Annotated in this window: 22 protein-coding genes; 8 read left to right on the forward strand and 14 right to left on the reverse strand. The window is 69.8% G+C overall.

The features are described 5' to 3' along the window. The first annotated feature begins 86 nt into the window (after nucleotides 1-86). From ACZ5ID_RS17415 to ACZ5ID_RS17425, 3 genes are all read left to right on the forward strand, one after another. The gene (locus tag ACZ5ID_RS17415) at nucleotides 87-1,292 is read left to right on the forward strand and encodes an MFS transporter (protein WP_468898298.1); all 1,206 of its coding nucleotides are present in this window, start codon (nucleotides 87-89) and stop codon (nucleotides 1,290-1,292) included. Between the two features lie 97 nt (nucleotides 1,293-1,389). Further along, nucleotides 1,390-2,391 (forward strand): LLM class flavin-dependent oxidoreductase, encoded by a 1,002-nt coding sequence (locus ACZ5ID_RS17420; protein WP_468898301.1) that lies wholly within the window; start codon nucleotides 1,390-1,392, stop codon nucleotides 2,389-2,391. A 32-nt stretch (nucleotides 2,392-2,423) separates the two neighbouring features. Next, nucleotides 2,424-3,062 (forward strand): HAD family hydrolase, encoded by a 639-nt coding sequence (locus ACZ5ID_RS17425; RefSeq protein ID WP_468898304.1) that lies wholly within the window; start codon nucleotides 2,424-2,426, stop codon nucleotides 3,060-3,062. 46 nt (nucleotides 3,063-3,108) lie between these two features. Here ACZ5ID_RS17425 and ACZ5ID_RS17430 read toward each other — a convergent pair whose 3' ends face one another. The 12 genes from ACZ5ID_RS17430 to ACZ5ID_RS17485 all read right to left on the reverse strand — a co-directional run bounded on the left by ACZ5ID_RS17430 (nucleotide 3,109) and on the right by ACZ5ID_RS17485 (nucleotide 16,463). Next, nucleotides 3,109-3,447: an STAS domain-containing protein gene (locus ACZ5ID_RS17430; protein ID WP_468898306.1), complete on the reverse strand. Its 339-nt coding sequence runs from the start codon at nucleotides 3,445-3,447 to the stop codon at nucleotides 3,109-3,111. Beyond that, nucleotides 3,444-4,733, reverse strand: a complete 1,290-nt coding sequence (locus ACZ5ID_RS17435; protein ID WP_468898309.1) for a PP2C family protein-serine/threonine phosphatase — start codon at nucleotides 4,731-4,733, stop codon at nucleotides 3,444-3,446. Before ACZ5ID_RS17435 ends, ACZ5ID_RS17430 begins: the two co-directional genes overlap by 4 nt. After that, nucleotides 4,733-5,536 carry an alpha/beta fold hydrolase gene (locus tag ACZ5ID_RS17440; RefSeq protein ID WP_468898312.1) on the reverse strand — a complete coding sequence of 268 codons (804 nt, stop codon included), beginning with the start codon at nucleotides 5,534-5,536 and terminating at the stop codon, nucleotides 4,733-4,735. Before ACZ5ID_RS17440 ends, ACZ5ID_RS17435 begins: the two co-directional genes overlap by 1 nt. A gap of 163 nt (nucleotides 5,537-5,699) precedes the next feature. Continuing rightward, entirely contained in the window at nucleotides 5,700-6,536 is an 837-nt protein-coding gene (locus ACZ5ID_RS17445) for an RNA polymerase sigma factor SigF (protein WP_468898315.1), read from the reverse strand. A gap of 202 nt (nucleotides 6,537-6,738) precedes the next feature. After that, the gene (locus tag ACZ5ID_RS17450; RefSeq protein WP_468898318.1) at nucleotides 6,739-7,671 is read right to left on the reverse strand and encodes an anti-sigma factor RsbA family regulatory protein; all 933 of its coding nucleotides are present in this window, start codon (nucleotides 7,669-7,671) and stop codon (nucleotides 6,739-6,741) included. Then, the gene (locus tag ACZ5ID_RS17455; RefSeq protein WP_468898712.1) at nucleotides 7,671-8,009 is read right to left on the reverse strand and encodes an STAS domain-containing protein; all 339 of its coding nucleotides are present in this window, start codon (nucleotides 8,007-8,009) and stop codon (nucleotides 7,671-7,673) included. Before ACZ5ID_RS17455 ends, ACZ5ID_RS17450 begins: the two co-directional genes overlap by 1 nt. A gap of 387 nt (nucleotides 8,010-8,396) precedes the next feature. After that, complete coding sequence (locus ACZ5ID_RS17460; RefSeq protein WP_468898321.1) at nucleotides 8,397-8,996, reverse strand: hypothetical protein; 600 nt, start codon at nucleotides 8,994-8,996, stop codon at nucleotides 8,397-8,399. A 147-nt stretch (nucleotides 8,997-9,143) separates the two neighbouring features. Then, nucleotides 9,144-10,187 (reverse strand): hypothetical protein, encoded by a 1,044-nt coding sequence (locus tag ACZ5ID_RS17465; RefSeq protein WP_468898323.1) that lies wholly within the window; start codon nucleotides 10,185-10,187, stop codon nucleotides 9,144-9,146. Continuing rightward, nucleotides 10,184-11,647 carry a phenylacetate--CoA ligase family protein gene (locus ACZ5ID_RS17470; protein ID WP_468898325.1) on the reverse strand — a complete coding sequence of 488 codons (1,464 nt, stop codon included), beginning with the start codon at nucleotides 11,645-11,647 and terminating at the stop codon, nucleotides 10,184-10,186. Before ACZ5ID_RS17470 ends, ACZ5ID_RS17465 begins: the two co-directional genes overlap by 4 nt. 531 nt (nucleotides 11,648-12,178) lie before the next feature. Continuing rightward, entirely contained in the window at nucleotides 12,179-14,191 is a 2,013-nt protein-coding gene (locus ACZ5ID_RS17475; RefSeq protein WP_468898328.1) for a glycoside hydrolase, read from the reverse strand. 53 nt (nucleotides 14,192-14,244) lie between these two features. Next, a complete protein-coding gene (locus ACZ5ID_RS17480; RefSeq protein ID WP_468898714.1) occupies nucleotides 14,245-15,849 on the reverse strand; it encodes a glycoside hydrolase family 43 protein in 1,605 nt (534 codons plus the stop codon). Nucleotides 15,850-16,262: 413 nt separating this feature from the next. Further along, nucleotides 16,263-16,463: a hypothetical protein gene (locus ACZ5ID_RS17485; protein ID WP_468898330.1), complete on the reverse strand. Its 201-nt coding sequence runs from the start codon at nucleotides 16,461-16,463 to the stop codon at nucleotides 16,263-16,265. A 214-nt stretch (nucleotides 16,464-16,677) separates the two neighbouring features. Here ACZ5ID_RS17485 and ACZ5ID_RS17490 point away from each other — a divergent pair, with 214 nt between their 5' ends. Next, nucleotides 16,678-17,502 carry a helix-turn-helix domain-containing protein gene (locus ACZ5ID_RS17490; protein WP_468898332.1) on the forward strand — a complete coding sequence of 275 codons (825 nt, stop codon included), beginning with the start codon at nucleotides 16,678-16,680 and terminating at the stop codon, nucleotides 17,500-17,502. A gap of 46 nt (nucleotides 17,503-17,548) precedes the next feature. Here ACZ5ID_RS17490 and ACZ5ID_RS17495 read toward each other — a convergent pair whose 3' ends face one another. Together ACZ5ID_RS17495 and ACZ5ID_RS17500 are read right to left on the reverse strand one after the other, a co-directional pair. Next, on the reverse strand, nucleotides 17,549-18,190 hold the full coding sequence (locus ACZ5ID_RS17495) for a DUF805 domain-containing protein (protein WP_468898335.1): 642 nt from the start codon (nucleotides 18,188-18,190) through the stop codon (nucleotides 17,549-17,551). A 128-nt stretch (nucleotides 18,191-18,318) separates the two neighbouring features. Beyond that, nucleotides 18,319-18,735, reverse strand: a complete 417-nt coding sequence (locus tag ACZ5ID_RS17500; RefSeq protein ID WP_468898338.1) for a WhiB family transcriptional regulator — start codon at nucleotides 18,733-18,735, stop codon at nucleotides 18,319-18,321. Between the two features lie 142 nt (nucleotides 18,736-18,877). On the opposite strand from ACZ5ID_RS17500, the gene ACZ5ID_RS17505 reads away from it, so the two are divergent. The 4 genes from ACZ5ID_RS17505 (at nucleotide 18,878) to ACZ5ID_RS17520 (ending at nucleotide 22,152) form a co-directional block, all read left to right on the forward strand. After that, nucleotides 18,878-19,939: a hypothetical protein gene (locus ACZ5ID_RS17505; RefSeq protein ID WP_468898341.1), complete on the forward strand. Its 1,062-nt coding sequence runs from the start codon at nucleotides 18,878-18,880 to the stop codon at nucleotides 19,937-19,939. Between the two features lie 171 nt (nucleotides 19,940-20,110). Then, nucleotides 20,111-20,629, forward strand: a complete 519-nt coding sequence (locus tag ACZ5ID_RS17510; protein WP_468898343.1) for an EF-hand domain-containing protein — start codon at nucleotides 20,111-20,113, stop codon at nucleotides 20,627-20,629. 303 nt (nucleotides 20,630-20,932) lie between these two features. Then, nucleotides 20,933-21,328 (forward strand): peptidase inhibitor family I36 protein, encoded by a 396-nt coding sequence (locus ACZ5ID_RS17515; RefSeq protein WP_468898345.1) that lies wholly within the window; start codon nucleotides 20,933-20,935, stop codon nucleotides 21,326-21,328. After that, nucleotides 21,325-22,152, forward strand: a complete 828-nt coding sequence (locus ACZ5ID_RS17520) for a hypothetical protein (protein WP_468898348.1) — start codon at nucleotides 21,325-21,327, stop codon at nucleotides 22,150-22,152. The genes ACZ5ID_RS17515 and ACZ5ID_RS17520 overlap by 4 nt, the downstream gene beginning before the upstream one ends. Nucleotides 22,153-22,233: the final 81 nt, after the last annotated feature.

Genomic DNA, 22,233 nt, shown 5'->3' on the forward strand with positions numbered 1-22,233 from the left:
CGATTGAACACCACGCCAAACCGAACAAGCAAAGTGTTCGTACAGCGATCTTTCGAACATCAGGAATGTTCGTTACGGTGGGCGGCATGGAACGTTCACTCCGAGCCGCCCGCAGGGCGACCTATGTCTACTTCGTCATGTGCGGCACGTTGATGGGCGCCTGGGTGGTGCACATTCCGGCCATCGAGGAACAGGCGGGCATCAGTCACGCGACGCTGGGCGGCCTGCTGGTGCTGCTGGGCGTCGGGGCCTTCACCGGGATGCAGATGGCCGGGCTGCTGACCGACCGCCTCGGTGCCCGCGTGGTGGTGCCCGCCGGCGGGGTGCTGTGCGGCGCCACCCTGACTCTGCCAGGTCTGGCCCGGGATCCATGGACGCTGGCGGGCGCCCTGCTGATCTTCGGTTTCTGCAACGGCCTTCTGGACGTGAGCATGAACGCCCATGCCGTGCACGTGGAGAAGGCATACGGTCGCCCCGTCATGTCGGGCTTCCACGCCACGTTCTCCGTCGGTGGCGTCCTCGCCGCGCTCGTCGGGGCGGGCGCCGCGGGCGCCGGACTGAACCTGGCCGTGGGCATGGCCGCCGTGGGAGCCGCGGGCATCGCGATCGCCCTGGCCTCGGCACGCGCCCTGCTGCCGGTCACACCCACCTCTGAGCGTGGCGGCTCTGCACAGGGGGCGGAAGTGTCACCGGCCGCCGAAAGCGGCGGCGCCACGGGGCGCGTCTGGCTCCTCGCCGTCCTGGCACTGATGATCATGTTGTGCGAAGGCGCGGCCAACGACTGGAGCACCCTGCACCTGAAGGATGTCCTGGGCGCTCCGGCCGGAACGGCCGCCTTCGCCTACGGCGTCTTCGCGGCGGCCATGACCATCGGCCGGCTGCTGACCGACCGCCTCGTCGCCCGGTTCGGGTCCATGGCGATCCTGCGCTACGGCTCGGCCACGGCCGCCGCGGGCATCACGCTCGTGGTGCTCGCGCCGTGGATATGGGCCGCCTTCGCGGGCTGGGCGCTGTTCGGCCTGGGCCTGTCGGGCTGTGTCCCGCAGCTGTTCAGCGCGGCCGGGCACGCCGACCCCGAGGCGGCCGGCGCCAACGTGTCCCGCGTCGCCGGCCTCGGCTACGTCGGCATGCTCGCCGGTCCCGCCGTCATCGGCTGGCTGACCCAACGCGTCGCCCTGAACCACGCCTTCGTTCTGCTGACTCTGCTGTGCCTGACCGCCTGCGGGGCCGCCGGGATCCTGCGTACCGCCACAACCCCCAGCGCCCGCGAGAGCGCGCGCAGCAGCCACTGACCGCCTGTGCGGCACGTCCTGACGCGTGCCGCACAGGCACCCCCTCCCCGCCGCAAACGACCACCCAGCACCCAGCACCCATCGCTCGGAGCCCGTGATGACTCAGGAAGAAACCCTCTCCCCCGACGGACAGGTCGGCGTGATGCTCCCTCGCGACCTGCCCGCCCACCAGATGTTCGCCTACGCCCGCCAGGCCGAGGAACTGGGCTTCGACCAGGTGTGGGTGGTGGAAGACCTCGGCTGGCGCGGCGGCATCGCGCAGGCCGCCTCCGTCCTGGCCGCCACCACCCGCATCACGGTCGGGATCGGCATCCTGCCCGCCGGCGCCCGCAACGTGTGCTTCACCGCGATGGAACTGGCCACCCTCGCCCAGCTCCACCCCGGGCGGCTCATCGCCGGCATCGGCCACGGCATGCCCCACTGGATGCGTCAGGCCGGATCCCGCCCCGCCAGCCCCCTGACCCTGATCAAGGAGTACGCCACCGCGCTCCGTCTGCTCCTGCGGGGCGAACCCGGCCCCGCGAACGGCCGCTACGTACGCTGCGAAGGCGTCGTCATCACCGAGACCCCAGCCAACCCCGAGGCCGTTCCACCGGTCGTTCTCGGCGTCCGCGGCCCCAGATCGCAGGCAGCCGCGGGCGAGGCCGCCGACGGACTCCTCCTGGCCGAGCCCGCGGCCCCCGCCTACATCACCACCTCCCTGCACCACCTCCGCGCCACCGTCATCCCCGAGCGCCCCGAGATCATCACCTACGACGCCGCGGCCGTCGACGACGACGAAGAAGCGGCCCTCGCCCGCGTCCGACCCGCTCTGGAACCGATCGGCGAGGCGGACTGGGCCGCGCACATCGACCCCCTGCCGTTCGCCGCGGCACTGCGCGCACACCGCGCCGCCTGCCGTGACGGCCGGGACTTCGCCCAGACCATGCCCGCCGCCTGGGTCCGCGAGCTGAGCATCGTCGGCACCCCCGACCTGGCCCGTACGGCGATCGCCTCCCGCCACGCGGCCGGCGCGACCGGCGTCGTCCTCGTCCCCACCGGCCCGGACGCCCTGGCCGCACTCGACTCGCTCGCCCTCGCCCTGCCCCGCCGTCCGTGAACCGGACAACCGACGCGTGAAGGACCACCAACATGTCCACCGACCGCCGCATCCTGCTCTTCGACCTCTTCGGGGTCATCGCCCGCCACCAACGCCCGGGCGCGCAGGAGAAGATGGCGGCTCTGTGCCACGCCCCCGTCGACGCCTACACCACGGCCTACTGGGCCCACCGCCCGCCCTACGACGCCGGCCGGCACTCCGCAACGGTGTACTGGACGCGTGTCCTGCGGGCACTGTCCCGGCCAGCCTGTGGCGACACGATCGAGGAACTACGGCTCACCGACATCGACAGCTGGTCCCGCGTCGATGACCGCATGGTCGCCTACGTACGGTCCCTGCGAGGCCGCGCCGAGGTCGCCCTGCTGTCCAACATCCCCGCCGATCACGCCGACGCGTTTCTCGCCGCCCAGCCCTGGCTGCACCACCTAGACCACGTGGCCTTCTCCGGAAAGATCCACGCGGCCAAGCCGGACCCGGCCGCGTTCCACCACTGCACCGCCGCCCTCAACGCCGCCCCCGCCCACTTCCTCTTCGTCGACGACCGGGAGGACAACGTCCGCGCGGCGCGAGCCCATGGCATGAACGGACACACCTTCACCGGACAGGACGAACTCACCACCGTCATCGACGCGTGGCTCACGAGCGACCGGGGGAACGACGCCGCCCCGTGACCGTCACCGGCCCCAACGCGCGGAGGATGCCGCTGCGTTGTCGTACTCAGGAAGGGTCGGCGGCGCCGCTGTCGGGCTCGATGGGGAAGATCTGGTCGAGGCCGACGATGCGCAGCGTGCGCAGGACACGTTCGGGTACGGCCGCGAGTGCCATGTCCGCTTGGGCGGCCCGCGCGTGGTTGTACGCGGCGATCAGGGCGGTGATGCCGCTGGAGTCGCAGAACTCCATGCCGCCCAGGTCCAGGATGAGGCGTTGTCCCGGACGCAGGGCGAGAGTGGGGATCAGTCGGCGCAGTTGGCCGGTGCTGTCGTAGTCGAGTCCGCCGAGAATTTCCAGAACGGGACCGGTGGCGGCATCTCGAGTGGTGATCTTGAGTGGACTCATCGGCTGCTGTTTCCAGGGGTCCGGGCGGTGACGCCGAGGGCGAGCAGGGCGGTGTCGTCGTCGAGGCCGTCACCGAAGCTGTGCAGCAGCCCGGTCAGAGCCTCGATCACGGCGGACGGGGGCTCGCAGGCGTGGTCCGCGGCGAAGGCGAGCAGGGCCTCGTCCCCGTACAGGCTGGTGCGGTCCTCGCCGGTACGCGCTTCGGTTATGCCGTCGGTGTAGAGCACGAGCTTGTCGCCGGGGGCGAGGACCGTCCGCGCGGCGGTGAATCGCGCGCTGGGAAGGATGCCGACGAGGAGGCCGCCGGGGGTGGGCAGGAAGTCGGCGCTGCCGTCGGCACGCACCACTATGGCCGGCGGATGGCCGCCCGACGCCAGGTGGACGGCGACCTGCCCGGTGCAGGGGTCCGGCTCCAGGGTGCCGAAGACCGCGGTGCAGTAGCGCGGGTCACCGCTGCCACCGGAGTACCGCTCGTGGAGCACTTTGTTGAGGGTGGTCAGGGCGGAGACGGGATCGGGGTCGTGCAGCGCGGCGGCGCGCAGGGTGTAGCGGGTCAGTGAGGTGACCGCAGCCGCCTGGGGCCCTTTGCCGCACACGTCGCCGAGGAAGAACCCGAAGCGTTTGCCGTCCAGGGGGAAGACGTCGTAGAAGTCGCCGCCGAGCCGGTCCGAGGAGGCGATGTGGTAGTAGGCGGCCGTCTCCATCCCCGGTACCACCGGCAGGGTGGCGGGCAGCAGTGACTGCTGGAGCACGGCGAGGGCGTCCTGCAGCCGGGCCCGGTCGGCCTCCGCCTGTTTGCGCGCTTCCTCGGCCGCCTGCCGGCTGCGCAGGAGTTCCTTTTCGTAGGCGCGGCGGTCCCGGGCGTCGAAGACGGTGGTGCGGATCAGCAGGGGTTCGCCGGTGGTGCCGTGCTTGACCGAGGAGGAGACCAGCACCGGCAGCCGGCCGCCACTGGTCTGTTTGAGCTCCAGGGCGATGCCGTTGATCTCGCCCTGCATCCGCAGCAAGGGCGCGAAGTGCGTCTCGTGGTAGAGCTTGCCGCCCACGGTCAGCAGGTCGGTGAACCGCATCCGGCCCACCACCGCCTTACGTTCCAGGCGGAGCCAGTTCAGCAGCGTGGTGTTGATTTTCGCGATGGTGCCGTCCATCAGCGTGGACAGATACCCGCACGGCGCGCTCTCGTAGAGCTCCTCCGCACTGTCCTCCAGCAGTGCGGCGAACGCCGCGCTGGAGGTCTTCTCGTCGTCGGCCTCGTGCGGGTCGGGGTGGTGCCCGGTGCGGCACATCACCGCAGGTCCGCCAGGAAACTCCGGATGGCTTCGTTGGTGGCCTCGGGCGCGGAGAGATGCGGACAGTGCCCCGTCGCGTCCAGTGTGACCAGCGTCGAGCCGGGGATGGCCGCGTGGACGAAGGCACCCACCTCCCGGGGGGCGATCACGTCCTCGGTGCACTCCAACACCAGCGTCGGGGCCTGTACGCCCTTCAGGTCGTCCCGCGAATCCGAGAGGAACGTGGTCCGGGCGAAGACACGCGCCATCTCCGGGTCCGTCGCGCAGAAGCTGTTCTTCAGTTCCTCGCCGAGTTCGGGCCGGTCGGCGTTCCCCATGATCACCGGCGCCATGGCCGCCGACCAGCCCAGGTAGTTGGAGTCCAGGGACTCCAGCAGCTCGTCGATGTCGTCTGCGCTGAAGCCGCCGCGGTAGCCGTCGTCGTCTATGTACCGGGGGGAGGGGGCGACCATGATGTGTGCCCCGATCCGCTCCGGAGCCCTGCCGGCCGCCAGCACACCGATCATCGCGCTGACCGAGTGCCCGACGAACACGGCATCGCGCAGATCCAGGGCCTCGCACACCTCCACCACGTCCTGCGCGTAACCGGACAGTGAGGCGTAATGCTCCTCCGAGAACGCGGACGCGTCCGAACCGCCCGAACCCACGTAGTCGAAGAGAACCACCCGGTACTCCTCGGCCAGGGCGGGCACGGTCAGCCGCCACATGTTCTGATCGCAGCCGAACCCATGAGCCAGCACCACCGTCCGCCCCTGCGGGTTGCCGGTGACCCTGACATTGTTTCTGCGAACGATATCCATACCCAACAGTCTCTCAGACGCCGCTCAGTAGCCCATGTGCCTGCCCATCCTCCACATCCCGCCTGCCGCCCCCACACGGCCCCGTGTCGTGGACGCCGGTTGCCGGCTGTCGTCCGCCTCGGCGGCAGCGGAGTCCACCGGGTCCTCACCGACGGCGCGGGGCTCAACGCTGGGTCAGCATGCCGTCCCGCAAACGGGCGAGTGTGCGCGACAGAAGCCGGGAGACGTGCATCTGGGACACACCCAGATGTTCGCCGATCTGGGCCTGGGTGAGCTCCTCCACGAACCGCATGTGAATGATCTGCCGGTCCCGCTCGTCGAGTTCGGCGATCAGCGGAGCGAGGGTGTGGAAGTCCTCCACCAGCTCCAGCGCCTGGTCTTCGGCGCCGATGAAGTCCTGGAGGACGCTCTCGCCGTCCTCGCTGCCCCCGATCGCGGCGTCCAGAGAAGCGGAGTTGTAGCCGTTGGCGGCCAGACGGGCCTCCCGCACCTCTTCCTCGGGCAGGCTCATCAGCTCCGAAAGTTCCCTCACGGTGGGCGTACGGCCCAGACGGCTGCGGAGCTCCTCGGTGGCGCCGGCGAGATGGACGCGGGCTTCCTGCAAGCGGCGCGGCACGTGGACGGCCCAGGAAGTGTCGCGGAAGAACCGCTTCATCTCGCCCACGATGTAGGGGATCGCGAAGGAGGTGAACTCCACCTCGCGCGTCAGCTCGAACCGGTCGATCGCCTTGATCAGACCGACCATGCCGACCTGGACGATGTCCTCCATCTCCTCCGCGCCGCGGCTGCGGAACCGGCCGGCCGCGTAGCGGACCAGGGACATGTTCATCTCGATCAGCGTGCCGCGGGCGTAGCTGTACTCGGGCGTCCCCTCCTCCAGGACCGCGAGCCGCTCGAAGAACAGCCTGGAGAGCTCGCGTGCGTCCCTGGGTGCCATTCGGGAGGGCTCGGCGACCTCCGGCAGTTCGCTCGGCCGCGTGTCCACTGCCGGAATGCCCATGAGCGCCATACTGTCCCTCCCAAAGGTCGAGCCAACCGCTACGGCCTGCACGAACGGCCGATGTCGCAGCGTCTACCCCTTCATGCCGCACTCATGCCCGTGCATCCCGCGCTCATGCCCGCGCGCCGATGAGGTGTCCCCCATGCGTGCGGCCCCGGTCGGCTTGCCGGCAGCGCGGAGCCGACCGGGCGGCCGGTCGCGGTCAGGCGGGGAGGTAGCAGCGGAAGGTGGTTCCGTCGGGGCCGGTGTGGACCCGTACGAGGTCGGCGAGTTGGTGGATCAGCAGCAGTCCACGGCCACCGGGCTGGGTGGGGTGCGGCGGGCGGCGGCCAGCCAGGGGATCGGTCAGCTGTCCGCCGTCGTGGACCTCGCAGACGATCCGGCCGCTCTCGGACCAGATCCGCAGTGTCCCCCAGCCGGCGCCGTGGACGACGCTGTTGGTGGTCAGTTCCGCCACCGCGAGTTCCACGTCGCCCAGGCTCACGCCGGACGCGCCGAGGGACCGCGCCTGGGACACGGCGAAGTCACGGGCGTCGGGCAGGGTCCGGGCGCCGAAAGCGTATGCCGCGGCGCCGGGCGGGGAGTGCAGGGGCTCGTTGTAGCGGGCGATGATCTGCTCGGGGCTGTAGGCGGCGGACACCGTCTCGCCGTCCGCGTCTATGACGACCGGATGGGTCGCCAGGGCGTCGCTGAGGGCCTGCTTCTCCAGCTGATCGGCGTCGTAGGGGCACAGGATGGTCACCGCGCGCCCGGTGAAAGCGGTGTTGATCAGCGCCTCGTGCTGGACGCACGCCGGGTACTCGACGGAGGAGCGTCCCCGCCAGATCGGCTCACCGATGATCCGGACCCGGCGGGCCCCCGTCTGGGCGTCGGCGAACTTGCGCAGCACGCTGGGGATGATGCGGCCGGGGTTGCGGCCGGCCTGGGTCATGTCGATGAAGTGGACGGCCGACGCCCGCTCGCCCAGGCCCTCGCGGATCAGCTCCAGCCGGTCCGGGGGCGCGGCGACGGCCGCGGGCTCACCGGCGTCCAGCCCTTCGCGCAGGAAGGGAACCGTTCCGGCGATGTACTGGTCCGCACCGCGGTAGAAGAGCGCCGGGTGAACGAACGGCTCGTACGGGGTGACTGTGCTCACTACGCAGCCACCTCAATCACGTCAAGTCCGGGCCAGAACAGCTCAAGAATACGCGGCAGCTGCGACGGAGGCCGGTGGAGCACCATCCGCCGCCCCTCGGGAAGGCCCTGGGCGGTGACCGCCAAGTCCGTCACTCCGGCCACATCCACGAACTTCACCTGGGAAAGATCCACATGCAGCACATCGGTGCGCCGCTCGGCCAGCTGCCTGAGCGCCTGCTGCCAAACGGTCCGTGTGTCCATACTGATCTCCCCGATCGCCCTCAGCCCAGAACTGTCAGGCAACGGATTGATGTGCAGGACCGCGCCACGTGCCGACGCGACGGGGGACCCGCCCACGCCAGGTGGAACATCCACGCCCTTCCCCCGTTCCCCGGTCTCGGCCACACGGCGGCCCATATATCAGTGACCTCGCACGATACCCGGTCAGGCACCGTCGGCGCCCAGCCCGGTCGAGTGGGGGGATGCGGCCCACGGGCCTCCCGGGTCTGACAGCCCGCGCGCCCCGTACCCCCGTGCGGGTTTCTGGTCGCATGGGCACTTCTGCCCGCGAATCCAGGCTACAGGCCCCGGCATGGCCGCACGGCGCCCGCGTGAGACGCGTAGACGTCGTACAAACCAGCCCTTTCCGCCCTAGCAACCGCATGGCGGGCAAAATACCCCCTCCCTGGTGCGGCGGCCGACCATGCGTAGCCCCCTGGTCACCCACCGCGGTGCGCGCAACCCCTACCTGTGGGCCTTCGCGGAAACGACGCCGGTCCGTCCGCCGTCCACGAAAACGCCTGTGCGGGGTTTTACGATCACGGGGCAGGAATTCCACAGTTCCACCCCGGCCGCGATCAGCTCCCGTACCGCACCTCGTTCGCCGGGAGTCCACGCGGCGCACTCCCCCGCGAACAGCTTCTCGTAGGCGCCGTTGTGCACCGCTCCCTGCTGGGGCAGCCGGTGGGCCGCGTCCAGGCCGCGGGCCAGATCCTCGATGAAGTTCCATGCGTCCAGCACTGCGCCCGGCGGGACCTCTCGGCGTATCGGGTCCTCCAGCCAGTGCTGAACACGGGCGAGCTCCAACGTGTCGGCCTCAGGGGTGACCAGCCTCCGTCCCCGGCGGCTCACGTACACCCGCGCCTGGCGAACAGTCACGAGCACCGGCACGTGCGAACGTCCAGCGACTGGCAACGCCAGCACCCGATCGGGTTCGCCACCGACGCCGCCACTCCATAGGACTACCGCGCTGCGGGCGGTTCCTCGCACCCGATAGGCGTAGAGATCCCCGCCTGCGCCCCGGCATCCGGCCGTCAGCGCGTCTACTGTCTCGATCTTCGCCACGCCCACAGACTGACACGACCGGCAAGACCCGACGCGTGAATTCTCCGCTGCCTCCGCGCAGCGGCGCCCCTCGATAGCCCGCATCACCTCGCCGGTACCAGCTCCTCGTCCCCCTCGGAGTACTCATGGCCCGATGGATGAAGCCGCTCACCCCGCCCCTGCCCCCGGTGGCCGCACGGCGACGACCACCGGCACGGCGGCGTGCCCCGCCTCGCGGGCCGCGCGGCGTGCGCCGCCGGGGGAAGGGGCCCGGCCTACAACTCGGCCGTCGGCCACGGCCAGCCATCCCGCGTCGGAGTGCTGGTCGGCGATCGCCAGGGCGGCGGCCACATCCTGCCCCCGGAAGGGGTCGGTGGGCGGATCCACTACGCTGCCGCGCCACTCGACCGTGCGGCGCTCGGGGCCGCGGCGAGCACGCCAGTAGGCGTACTGCGCGACGATGCACGGCCCCAGCCCCGTCAGGAGCGGTACACCGCCGTGAACCCGGCCTGTGACAGCGCCCGCGAGCACCACGGACACCACACACAGTCCGACGATCGCCCCGCACCAGCCGGCCGCCCGCCCGAAGGTCTTGGCGGCGACGAGTGGCCAGAGCGCCAGCATCAGGCAGTCGCCGAGGCCCGCCCCGATCGGTGAGGTGCCGTCGTTGACGGCGAGCATCGGTCCCAGCGGCATGCCCGAGAAGTGGTGCACGAGGCGTTCGGTGACCGACGTCAACCCGGTGGCCAGCAGGTCGTACGGAGCGAGAAGACCGGCCAGCACCGCGACCTGCCCGGCAGTCATACCGGTCTGAGCCCACAGATTGCTGACCCCGATCACCGCGAGGGCAAGCAGCAGATCGCCCCCGGCGATCCGCGCGGGCACCCATCCCGCCAGATGCGCGGCGAGGATGAACCCACCGAGGGCGAATGTCACGGCCGCGCTGCGCCGCCCGCCCATGACGGGGGCGAGGGCCAGGGAACACGCGCCCAGAAAGACCGCCCCGAACGCGCACGTCACCAGGGCCCGCGGCAGATGCAGATAGAGGAAGGGCATCGAGACCAGGGTGGCGGTCATCACCGCGATGTCCGAGCCGACGAAACGGCCCACGGGTGGGCGCGGCATGCGGACATGTCGTAGGTACAGCGCGGCGAGAGCGACGATCGTCGCCAGCGAGACAAGCAGGGTCAGGGCCTGGGCGAGCTTGCTCATGGGGCACTCCGTACCGGCCGGCGACGCGGGGAGGGCAGTTCGAAGCTGTGCTCGATCAGATCCGCTCTGACACGGCAGGGTTCGGGGAGTTCGTCCCGATCCTCCACCAGGACCACACCGCTCACAGGAAGATCGCTGAACCGTTCCTCGACCCTGGCCAGCAGCGCCGCGGACGGGCGGTCCGCGACCACGTACAGCCGGGGGCCGCCGTCCGAGCATGCGGACAGCGCGTACCGCGTGGGCAGCGGAAGCTCCCGTTCGGCCTGGAGACGGTCGAGGACGGCACGCGGGTTCAGCTCCGCGGGGCCGCTGCTGTGCCGCCCGAGGATCCGCGAGGTGGCGGGCATGCCGCGCAGCGAACAGGTGGGTGGCTCGGTGCCCGGCAGGCGTCGGACGAGGTCGCCCGTGTCGTAGCGCAGCAGGAGCGTCGTGTCGCGGTACTGCCTGTACGGCGTGACGACCAGCGTGCCCGCCTCGCCGGGGCCGGCCGGGGCGCGGGTGACCGGGTCGAGCACTTCGATGTGGGCCTGCTCGGCCGAGAGGTGCAGGTGCCCTTCCTCGCAGGCCAGCCCGGCGGTCGGCATCGTCTCGGTCATCGAGTACGTGTCGATGACCTGCGCGCCGAACACCTCCTCGGCGCGATGGCGCAGCGGATCGCTGAGCACCTCTCCCCCGACGAGGATCTGCCGCAGACCGAAGTCGGCGGGGTCCCAGCCGTCGCGTTCCGCGGTCTGGACGAGGCCACCGAGCGCGGATGCGGTCACTATGAGGTGGGTGACCTGGGGTTCCTTGCCCGGGAGCCGCATCGGGGTGGCGAGCCGGTCGATGATGATCCGGGGGTCCACCGTCCCCATGGCGACGAATCCGGCGCCGACCATCGCCAGGGCGCGCTGGACGTTGAGTTTGGCCAGGGTCGCCCGCGAGCTGATCGTGCTGAGCACGATGTGTCTGCTGCGCAGGGCGGAGCCCATCAGGAACGACATGGCCGACAGTGCGGCGGCGAGTTCGAGTTCGTACTGCGAGAACCACACACTCGTCGGCGTGCCGGTCGTGCCGGTCGTCTGGGCCAGCAGGACCGGCTCCGAGCGCTCGGAGACGAAGGCCGCCGACGCGGCGCGCAGCGCCGATTTGGGTGTCGGCGGCAGGAGCGCGAGGGTGTCGAGGGAGATGTCACCGTGGCTCAGGCCCAGTTCGGCGAAGAGGCGGCGGTAGTACGGAACGTGGGCCGCGGCATGCCGTACCGTCAGCTTCAGTCGGCGCTCGGCCATCGTCCGCTGGATCTCCGGATCCGGTTCCGTGCCGCCGGGCAGCATCACGGCGGCTTCCTCGCCGGGCTCGCCGAATTCCTCGATCGTCGCCCGCAGATCGGCGACGGTGCCTTGCAGGCCGCGCACGTTCAGCCGCCCGCCGCGCAGCATCTGCGTGCCGTACTGGAGCTGCCGGACCATGGTCCCGAACACGTGCCTCGGCCTCCCTCCGGTTGGCGCGGGTGGCCGGTGGGACACCGGCCACCCGCTCGGGTTCAGTCAGTGACGGTTCCCGTGTCCGATGTCAGCCGCTCGTGAAGGCAGCGGCGGCCATCGTGCTGATCGCGTAGCGCCCGTAGCGCATGATGAGCGAGATCATGATTCCTCCGTGGATTCATCGGGTTGGGTTGATCTCACACTGCCGGGCGGTGGAGTTGGCCGCGCGGCCGGATGCGATTCACGCAGGTCAGGCGAGCGACGCCGCCGGACAAGTGGGGTTGTCCGCGGACAACTGGCTCGTGTGAGTGGTAAGCGCGGGCGAAGGGGCCGGCCCACCGTCAGCCGTGGGTTCCGGTCACACGGCAGGAAGACCATGCAGCGAGTCGGCCTGCTCGTCGACGAGAGCGCGCCGGATACCGCCTCCGGCGGTAGCTTCGAGCCCGGTGGCAGTACCCCGGTGACCCGTCCCGACCACGGAACATGGGCCCCGCGCGAACGGCGGGGCCCATGCTTCTCTTCGGACGGTCAGCAGGCCGAGTTGGTCTGGGTGAGCAGGCCCAGCCGCCACGGCAGGGAGTTGTAGTCGCCGCCCGCGTTGGGGTTCAGCCCCTGGTACAGGTACTGAAGCCGGCAGGAGGGGATCGTCAGAGTCTGATCGTAGCCCGCGCGGATCATCTCACCGTGACTGATGTCCCGGGTCCAGGCACCCGCCGGGAAGGTGACGTTGTTCGCCCGGGCGAAGGGATTGCTCTCGGAGGCGGCGAGCGGCGTCCAGGACCCGGCGAGGCTGCCCGAGGTCCAGGAGCGGAAGTAGCGCCGCCCGTCGGAACCGATGGCCTCGACGAGGAGCAGATACTGGTTGGTGCCCTGCACCTTGTACACGTTGCTCGCCTCGAACAGCGCGTTCCTGGAGTCCCGGGCCGCGATGACGGTGTTGGTGAAGCCGTTGGGGAACTGGCCGACGGTCGTCTGCGAGCGGTACAGGTGTCCGTTGTCGTCGGAGGAGAACAGGTAGCAGTTGGCGCTGTCGCAGATCACCCACATGTCGACCCAGTAACCGTTGCCGATGTTCTGCCGGATGATGTCCGGCATCGACGCGTAGAAGTTGCGGGGCGCGCTCCACCCGTTGGGGTTGCTGATGTCCGGGTTGGTGGAGTACGACGCGTTGCCGGTCTGGTAGACGAGGTACCACAGGCGCTGCGGCGCGTTGTAGAAGACCTGCGGCGCGGCCCGGTACCCGGGGCCGATGGCGGTGCGGTCCAGGTAGTGGTGGGTGGCCGAGCCTGCCTGCGACCAGTCGGAGAAGCTCAGGTACACCAGGTTGTATCCGGCGGCGCTCGCCGTACTGGCGAACACGTGGTACTTGCCGTTGTAGTAGACGACCGACGGGTCCTTGATCCCGGCGATGTTGTGGGTCGCGTCGGGCTTGGGGGCGATCAGCGATCCGCTCGAACTCCAGCGGAAGGACGAGGGGAGCGCGGCGGCGGACCGGGGCGCCGGGGTACCGGTCGCCGCCGCCCTGCCGCCCAGTGCGGTCAGTGCGGCTTGGTAGGCCGCCTTCTTGTTGCCGTTGCGGTCGAAGAGCAGCGGGTTCTCCCCACTGCGCCAGGAGTCGCTGTCGCGGATGCCCCAGACGGTGATGCCGGTGCAGCGGGCGACGTTCATGCAGGTCCGCACGGTGTTCGCGTAGGCCGCGGGTGAGGCCTGGGCGATGTCGAGCTCGGTGAGCTGGACGTCGACGCCGAGGGCGGCGAAGTTCGCCAGGGTGGTCGGGAAGTTCGACGGCGGGCCGCCGGCGCCGAAGTGGGACTGGAAGCCGACGCAGTCGATGGGCACGCCCCGCGCCTTGAAGTCGCGGACCATACGGTAGACGCCCTGGGTCTTGGCGGCGTTCCAGTCCTCGATGTTGTAGTCGTTGTAGCAGAGCTTGGCCGCGGGGTCGGCCGAGCGCGCGGTACGGAAGGCCTGTTCGATGAAGCCGTTGCCCAGCAGGTTCTGGAACACCGAGGGCCGGTGCTGGCCGCTGCCGCCGTCGGCGAAGGCCTCGTTGACCACGTCCCACGAGTGGATGCGGCCCTTGTAGTGGCTCGCCTCGGTGGTGATGTGGTTGTTCATCACGCTGCGCAGGGTGTTCGGGTCCGTGATGGAGCTGACCCAGCCGGGGAGCTGGGAGTGCCACACCAGGGTGTGGCCGCGCACGCGCTGACCGCGGGCCGCCGCGCGGTTGACGATCTGGTCGGCGGGGCCGAAGTTGAACGAGCCGCGGGAGCGCTCGGTGGTGTCCCACTTCATCTCGTTCTCGGGCGTGACCGAGTTGAACTCGCGGTCCAGGATCGAGGTGTACGTACCGTCGCCGAGCCGTCCTGCCGCCACCGCGGTCCCGAAGTAGCGTCCGGACTGGGCGGCTTGTGCGCCGAGTGTGGAGGCCCGGACGGTATGGGGCGCGGCGGTCGCGGCCCCGGGTGTCACCAGGGCGGCCACGGCCAGCAGGGATAACAGGGAGGCTCGGCGACGACCGAGCCGTTTCAGCGGGTTCATGGTTCTCCTCTGCCGTTGGCGGGGGGTTGGGTGGTGCGTTCGGTGGGTCCGGGTCAGGGCGTGGACAGCTCGAACCGCGGGACGCGGACCGCGCCGCCGAGTGCCCGGGTGGCGTAGTTGAAGAGGGCGAACCGGTGGCCCATGAAGAACCGCCAGTCGTTGCCCATGGTGAAGGCGGGTCCGAGGCGGGTGAAGGTGGTGCCGTCGGTGCTGTAGGAAAAGGTGCCGGGACGTGCCGCGCCCGGGCGGATGTCGGCGTTCGCGCGCAGCCAGACGCGGCCTCCGGAGACGGGGGCGCTCGCGACCTCGGCACCGGTGCCGGTGGTGTTCCAGTTGCCGTCCATGGTCAGCCCGTTGACCATGGCCACCCGGGTCGCTCCGCCGTCGCGTCTGACACCGATCCAGGCGGAGGAGTCCCGCAGCAGCGCGAGACCGGCCCGGTCGCCGTCCCGCATCGCGGAGAAGTCGAGCTGGACCGTCGCGGTGGAGGTGGGGCCCTGGATGCGGTGCGTCAGCGTGTTGCGGGCCCAGTACAGATCGCCGGTGACGGTCGCGGTCCGCAGGGTCAGTCCGTCGCCCAGTGACCATTTGGAGTCGTCCGGGTTGTGGTTCCACTCCCACCTCGGATTGAGCCCCGGCCCGTCGAAGGTGTCGACGCCGGTCATGGGCGCCACCTGGCGATGGGCGGCGGGTACGGCCGGCAGGGGGTAGGACGCGCCCCATGCGCCGTTCACCAGCTGGACGAGGGGCCAGCCGTCCGGGGTCCAGGTGATCGGCGCCAGGACCGGGACCCGGCCGCCGGGGTAGGCGTCCACGAAGGCCAGGTAGTACCAGGCGCCGTTCCGTGTCTGCACCAGTCCGCCCTGGTGCGGGACGCCGCCGCCGGTGATCGGCCCGCGCAGGTCGAGGAGGACCTGCCGCATCGTGTAGGGGCCGAAGGGGCCGCTCGACGACTTGAGAATGTACTGTCCGTTCGCGGGGCGGGTCAGGAAGATGTAGTACTGCCCGTTGATCTTGTAGAAGCGGGAGCCCTCAAGGGTGCCGACACTGGACGGCGCGGTGAACACCGGTTGGCTGCGGACCTGGTTGCGGCCGTCGGGCGAGAGCTGGGCCACGTTGATCGTGGTGTTGCCGTACGCCACGTACAGGGTGTCGTCGGTGTCGACCAGCAGCCCCGCGTCGTAGTAAGGCGTGCTGATCGCGGTGAGCCGGCTCCAGGGCCCCTCGACCGCGGTGGCGGTGTAGACGTATGTCCTGGCGAAGTCGATCTGACCGAGCCAGTAGAAGGTCCTGTTGCCCGGCCGGTAGGCCAGTGACGACGCCCAGACGCCCCGGACGTAGCCCCGGGCGCCGTTCAGGTCGTACTTGGCGCCGAAGTCCAGGCGGGGCACCGCGTGGCCGGCGATCTCCCAGTTCACCAGGTCGTAGGAGCGCAGGACGGGTGCGCCCGGCGAGTAGTGCATCGTCGACGCCGAGGCGTAGTAGGTGGTGCCGACGCGGATGACGTCGAGGTCCGCGAAGTCCTGCCAGATCACCGGATTCGTGAACGTCGCGGCAGCCGCGAGGGCCGGGGTGTGGGGAAGCAGGGTTCCGGCGGCCAGACCGGTGGCGACGGCCAGGACCCGGCGCCGACCCGGCATTTGATCAGAGCATGACATATCCATGTGTCGATCTCCCTGCGAGGGCGCGGCGCGCCTGGGTCGGTGAATTGGTTCCGCGACGTTCGGTATTGCGAACACCAGTCGACTCATCGATCACCAGGGATCATACGAGGCCGACGGCTCCCGTCAATATCTCTCGCATGATTCGATTAGGTCTCCGAAATGTTTCGAGAAGCCGAGGTGCACGACGGCCAGCCGCGCAGCGCCTGATCCTTGCCGATCAGACGTGCCGAGACGGCTGACCGGCCGCTCTTCACCACCGCTGAAAGAGACTCAGCTTTCCGAAACTGGACCGAAAGTGAACCGAAATCTCGAACGCGCTATGGGTGTCACCTGCCCGGCACCAGCGCACCCATGACGGGGGTCATCCCCTGTCCGACGCCCCCGTCCACCCCCGCGCAGGCCGCCCGTCAGGGCTTGCCGGTCGACGGTGGCGCCGGCGCGAGGGCGTAGGCGCTGACCAGACTGGCGACACCGAGCACGCAGTTCAACCAGGTGGTCGTGTACGGCGAGGCCCCCCCGCCCAGAGTGATCAGGATGACACCCGTCACCAGAACGGCTAAAAAGGTCGAGTAGTGGCGGCGGAGTGACCCCGCGATGTCCATGGACATGTGCATCTCACCTTCCTGGGGCTCTTGAACCGAGTCATCCCCTATTCGACCGGTCGCCGTGCCCGCCGTCCACGGAATCCCACGAGCTTCGAGGGACCGGGAAAGGGACCAGAAGTTCGGTCTTCTTCAGCGGAATTCAGTGAAGTTCCACACCCCCGGTGCGCGAAGTGCGAGTATCTCGGCCATCCGGTTCTTGTCAGGCACTGGAGGGGGCGTGGAGGACTACTCACGCGGGCCGCTGTCACCCGTGCAGCGGTTCGCCGCCGAGCTGCGGCGCTTACGCATCAGCGCGGGCGATCCTCAGCTCAGGACGATCGCCGCCCGAGCCCAGTGCAGTCAGGCAACGGTCTCGGAAGCGCTCAACGGCCACCGACTGCCCAGTGAGCCGCTCACCCGTCGGCTGGTGACCGCCCTGGGCGGGGACTGGGAGTGGTGGAAGGAGTTCTGGCGCACGGTCCGAACCGAACAGGATGACCTGAAACACCCTTCAGGGGACCCCCCACCGCGCACACACGAAGCCCAGATGGTCTGTTACGCCGACGCTCCCGCCTTCTACCGGGCCGCGACCGACCGCCTTCGCGCCGCCCGCCGCGAGATCCGCCTCACGTACGTACGGCTGCACCCTCCCGACCACTGGGTCTCCGCGGAGGTGGCCACCTATTACCAGGCGGTATTGCAGTGGGCCAGGGAACACGCCGACGAGTCGACGAGCGTGCGACGCATCATCGGCGTTCCGGAGCGCGACGGCGTACCTCCGCCGACGTATCTGGCCTGGCTGCGGAAACACCAGACGGAGATCAGGGACGTGTATGCCTATGAGGCCCGGGTGATGCCCTGGAACAGCTCCTGCGCCTGGTACAACACCGGCCTGCTGGACGACTCCGTCACCTTCCTCTCCTTCTCCGGCGCCGGCCGCCAGCAGCTCACCGGGTTCAGCGTCGAAGGGCCGGTATTCCTGGCCCACTTCGCGTCCATGTTCGACCGCGCTTGGGGTGCGCTGGAGACGCTGGACGACTATGTGGCGAGACAGCGGCGATGAGGGCTCTGGCGATCAGGCGCCAGCCGTCAGTCCGTGTCAGTCCGTGTCAGTCGATGGTCTCGAATACGGGACGCCGACCGGCGCGACGTCGTACAAAACCGCGCTGGCCGGCCAGCAGGGTAATGCCCGTCCATCCGGCGACGCCCATCAGGAGAGTGGCGAGTCGGCTGCCAGGATCGACGTCGGAGGCCGCCTCCATCGGGACGACGTTCTTCGGGTCGCGGACGACCTCGACGCGGTCGCCCACCTTCCACTTCGGGTGGTCCCCGTCGTAGTCCAGGGTCGACTTGAGCTGACCCGACGGGCCGATGAGGGTGAAGCGGTGGTTCGAGTCACCGTCGGCGGCGCTGTCGGCCGCGATACGGACGGTCTCGCGCACACCTCGGTTGTCGAGCGCCGCCTCGGGGGCGTACTGGACCGAACCCACGAGCACGAACACGGCCGGCAGAAAGGAGAGGAAGGCGAGCCACCATGCGCGATGCAGGAAGCGCAGGGCGATCACGAAGACCAAGCACCCGATGAAGCCGGTGATGATCGGGATCACGTCCATGCCCAGCGCGAGATACGAGATCCCCGTATTGGCCGCGGCGATGACCCAACCGAGCCCCATCACGACGAGGGTGAACAGGAAGTACAAACCCCGGTCCACGGTCGAGCCCTGCGATTTCTTCATGTCCACTACAGCCATCGGAGCAGCATAGACAGTCGGCCCACTACGGCCCGCATCCGCCCACCGCGCGCTCAGGACCAGGTCAGAGCTGCTCTTCGGCCTGAGCGCGCAGGCCTCCTACTGACGCCGCGTCCTTCGACCTCCTGTCATCCGATGGCCTCCCAGGGTGCCCCGCCACCGTCAGCAGCCCTGTTCCGCTCGTGTTCCGACCGGGCCGCTTCGAGCAGGCGGCGCCAGGACGTGACCAGGGGGCGCCGTCGCAGGAGGGCCCGCCGTTCCCGCTCGGTCATACCGCCCCAGATGCCGTGCTCGATGCGCTCGTCCAGGGCGTGGGCAAGGCACTCGGTGCGCACGGGGCAGCCCGTGCAGACGGCCTTGGCCCTGTTCTGTGCCGCGCCCTCGACGAACAGTTCGTCCGGTTCCGCGGTACGGCAGGTTGCTCGCGCAGCCCAGGTCTCCTGATCGTCCCCAACCACCCCGACGCCGTCCTCTCCCCGGTCCGGCCCGCCGGGCTCCCCGGGGCAGGCGCAGTCAGGAAACCGTACGGCACGTGCGCGGGGCATGGCGCGTCCTCGCACCGCGACAACCCCTATGGGTGATGCGGGCCTTGACGAAGTCAGCGGCCTCCGGAAACCGCACACCGATCGAACGCGTCCTGAGGCTCGATAGGCTCGGTGGCTGCACTGCACGAAAACGGGAGATGGCATGAGCCAGGCGCTCTATACGGAACGGTCATGGAATCCGCTGGCCCGGACCGTTGAGCTGACGGAGGAGGACCTGCGGCGCGGCGGCCACGTCACGCCGCTGAGCGAGCTGAACCTGGCGGCCATGGCCGAGACGTTCCAGCGCGGTCACTGGCTCGGCGGGGGCGGAACGGAACGTCCGCTGGACCAGTTGCCCGCAGGCAGTGGCATCATCCCCGTCACCCGCGTCACCGGCACCACCACTCTCGTCAAAGTCCGCCAGACCGCCGAATTCGCCCAGCGGCTCGGCGAGTTGGCGGTACGGCACTGTGGCGGCCCCGCGCAGCTGAACGCCCTGGCCGAGCGGGCGCGGATGGAGGGCGTGCCACTGTGGATGGCCCGCCGGTACGCCCCCGGCCCCGCCGGCCAGGTGGGCGTGGCCGTGGACCGGCGGCTGGTCCGCGTGGACGTGTGGGGGCCGGGCGCTCCAACCGTACGGATACGGGCGCCACGCGGCTTCCTCAGCAGCAACGCCGACCAGGCGCAGGGGCTGCGGATGACGGTCGGGGACGTACCGGCCGTCCTCGTCCTCAAAAGGAAACTGCGCAAGTCCAAGAGCTACGCACAGGCGCGGCTGCCCCAGGGCACCTGGGAGCTGCGCCGGGCAAGCCCCATGAGCTCCTGGTTGCTGCGCGACGAGCGGCGCGTCGCCCTGCTGGAGCGACCGCCGCGCCGCCCCGACCTCGACCCCGGCACGGTACTGCTGCCCTTGGCGCCCGTGCACTACGAGAGCCCGGACCCGCTGGACGCCGTCATGGCCCAGGCCTTCGCCGTCACCTTCGGCCTGGGCGACACCACGGGCACGGCCCGCTTCCGGCTCCAGCGCTCGCACACCGGCGCGGGCGAGCCGGTCGCCACGGACGACTCCTGGGGCCGCCCCTGGTTCAGCAACCTGGGCAGCGGTGGTGAGGACAACGAGGCGGGCGGCTCGGACGGCTGGGGCTCCGACGGCGGAGACGGCGGGGACGGGGGCGGCGGCGATGGAGGCGGAGGGGACAGCGGGGGCGGAGACGGCGGGGACTAGGGGCGGGGGCGGCCAGCTACCCACCGGTTCACCCACACGGCCCAAGCAGAAACGAAACCTCGCTACCCGTACGGCCCCGTCGGCGTCCAGGACGCGCGGCGGAAGGGTAGGCAGCGACAGGGCGGCCGGTCAGCTGCCCGGACAGTCGTAGAGGCACCAGGAGGCAGTACCGTGTCCGACTCACCGCAACACCGCATCTTCGCCATGCTGGATGTGGACGGCGACGGCGTGATCACCCGCGCGGAATACCTCGCGCGGGTCGACCGGGTGGCAGCCGCGATGGGCCGCGACGCCCACCACCCTGTCGTCACCGAATCCCGGACGGCACATGAGGCGGTCTTCGAGGACATGGACTCCGATCACGACGGACGCGTCACCTTCGAGGAATACCGCACATGGGTCGGGCACGAGACCTTCGAACGCTCCTGTCGGCGCGCTCTGGGCTCGCTGTTCGACATCGCCGACATCGACGCCGATGGGCGTCTGGACCGTGCCGAATTCACCCGCCTGCGTAAAGCGGCGGGCAACGCCGAAACCGACGTCGACGCGGCATTCGACGCACTGGATGAGGACCGGGACGGCCTCATCGACCGCGCCGCCTACCTGACGGGCATCCGCGATTTCGTCACCACGGGCAGCTCCCCCATGGCAGCGGCCTACGGCGCGCCGGTGCTGGGGACCCTTTCCTGACCCGCTCTCTCCCCTGACGGGCAGGCGCCCGCGCATGGCGCGTGCCAGGCAGCCGCCTTCAGCAACCATGGACCGTCTGCGGGCCACCGGCCGACGACAGCGCTGACCTTCCCGGCTGTCGCCGGCCGGACATCCCCTCACACCGGCACGACCACCGCTGCGCGCAGAATCAACGAGGACTGCGCCGAGGGTCAATGACGTCGACGGGCGCGGAAACGCAGACTTCTCACAGGGGCAAGTGCAGCCACGGACACCGTCACGGCCACGGCCCCGTCCCGTTTCACGACCGACCGAGGAGCAAAGATGCGCAGACGAGGTCTCATACTCACGGCACTGGCCGCGCTGAGCCTCACGGCAGGCTCCATGGCAGCGGCCTCCCCGGCGAGCGCGGACAGTTGCGTCGACGGGTGGTTCTGCCTCTACTACAACTCGGGCGGAGGCGGCGCCTTCGTCAGGATCGGCGGGAACATCCCCAACCTGTCGAACACCGTGTTCAACGCCTGCGGTACGAACTGCAACGGCATCGGGCAGAGCGTCTGGAACAACGCGGGATCGGCGCGCAACACGAACGACTTCTACGCCGCCACGGTGTTCTACAGGTTCGAGTACAAGGGACCCAGCGACTTCATTCCCACCAACTTCCTCAGCAGTCTGCCGAACACGAAGAACGAAGACGCGTCAGTGCTGTTCGGGCCGTGACCACTCGAACCGTGACCATGGCGTGTGCTGTCGCCGTGTGTGTGACGGTCGGCGGCGCCGTGGGATACGTGGCGACTGCCGACGGTTCGCAGGCAGCCGGAAGCAAACGGCCGGCGGAACTGCCCGTCCAGGCGTATCTGCTCAGCTACCAGCAGCGTGACGACGTGAACAGGGCGTACGAGCGACTGGTGGAACGCTGTATGCGCGAACGAGGTGCGCCGGTGAGTCCGCTGCCGCACGTACGGCCGCCCCTGAAGAACTTCCTGGAGCGGCGCTACGGCCTGACGGACCTGGAACAGGCCTCGCAGTACGGCTACGGGCTCCCTCCGTCCAGAAACACCGCGCCACCCGCCGCGCCGAAGCTGACGACGGCACAGCGCCGGATCTACGACGGGGCGTCCAGTGGGGGGCAGCCTCCAGCAGGCTGTGCGGGCTGGGCCGTACGGCAACTCGGCGACGTCTCCCGGGCGCGCGAGACGCCGATCGCCATGGAATTGCAGCGCAGGACGTGGGACGCGTCGGCCAAGGACCCACGTGTCGTCGCGGCGGTGGCCAGGTGGTCGTCGTGCATGAGTGCGCACGGCTACCACTTCTCCTCCCCCGTGGACACGCCCGCCAAGGCGCTGCCCAACGCGTCGGCGGAGCGGGCACAGGCCGTCGCGGAGGTACGGTGCAACCGGTCTTCCGGGGTGGTCCGCGAGTGGTTCGCGGTCGAGGCGGCCTACCAGGAAACGGCGATCGAACACGAGAGAAGTCGCCTCAGCGCCGAACGGTCCGCCGCGTCCAGGGTCGTTGACCGGGCGCGAGCGATGCTGAGGGAATGACGAGTCAGGGGGTTTGACGAGGGCAGCCAGATCGGCCATCCCGCGCTGGCTGCCCGCCCCAGCGGGTCGGAAATCACCATC

The organism is Streptomyces sp. NPDC031670, assembly GCF_055580545.1.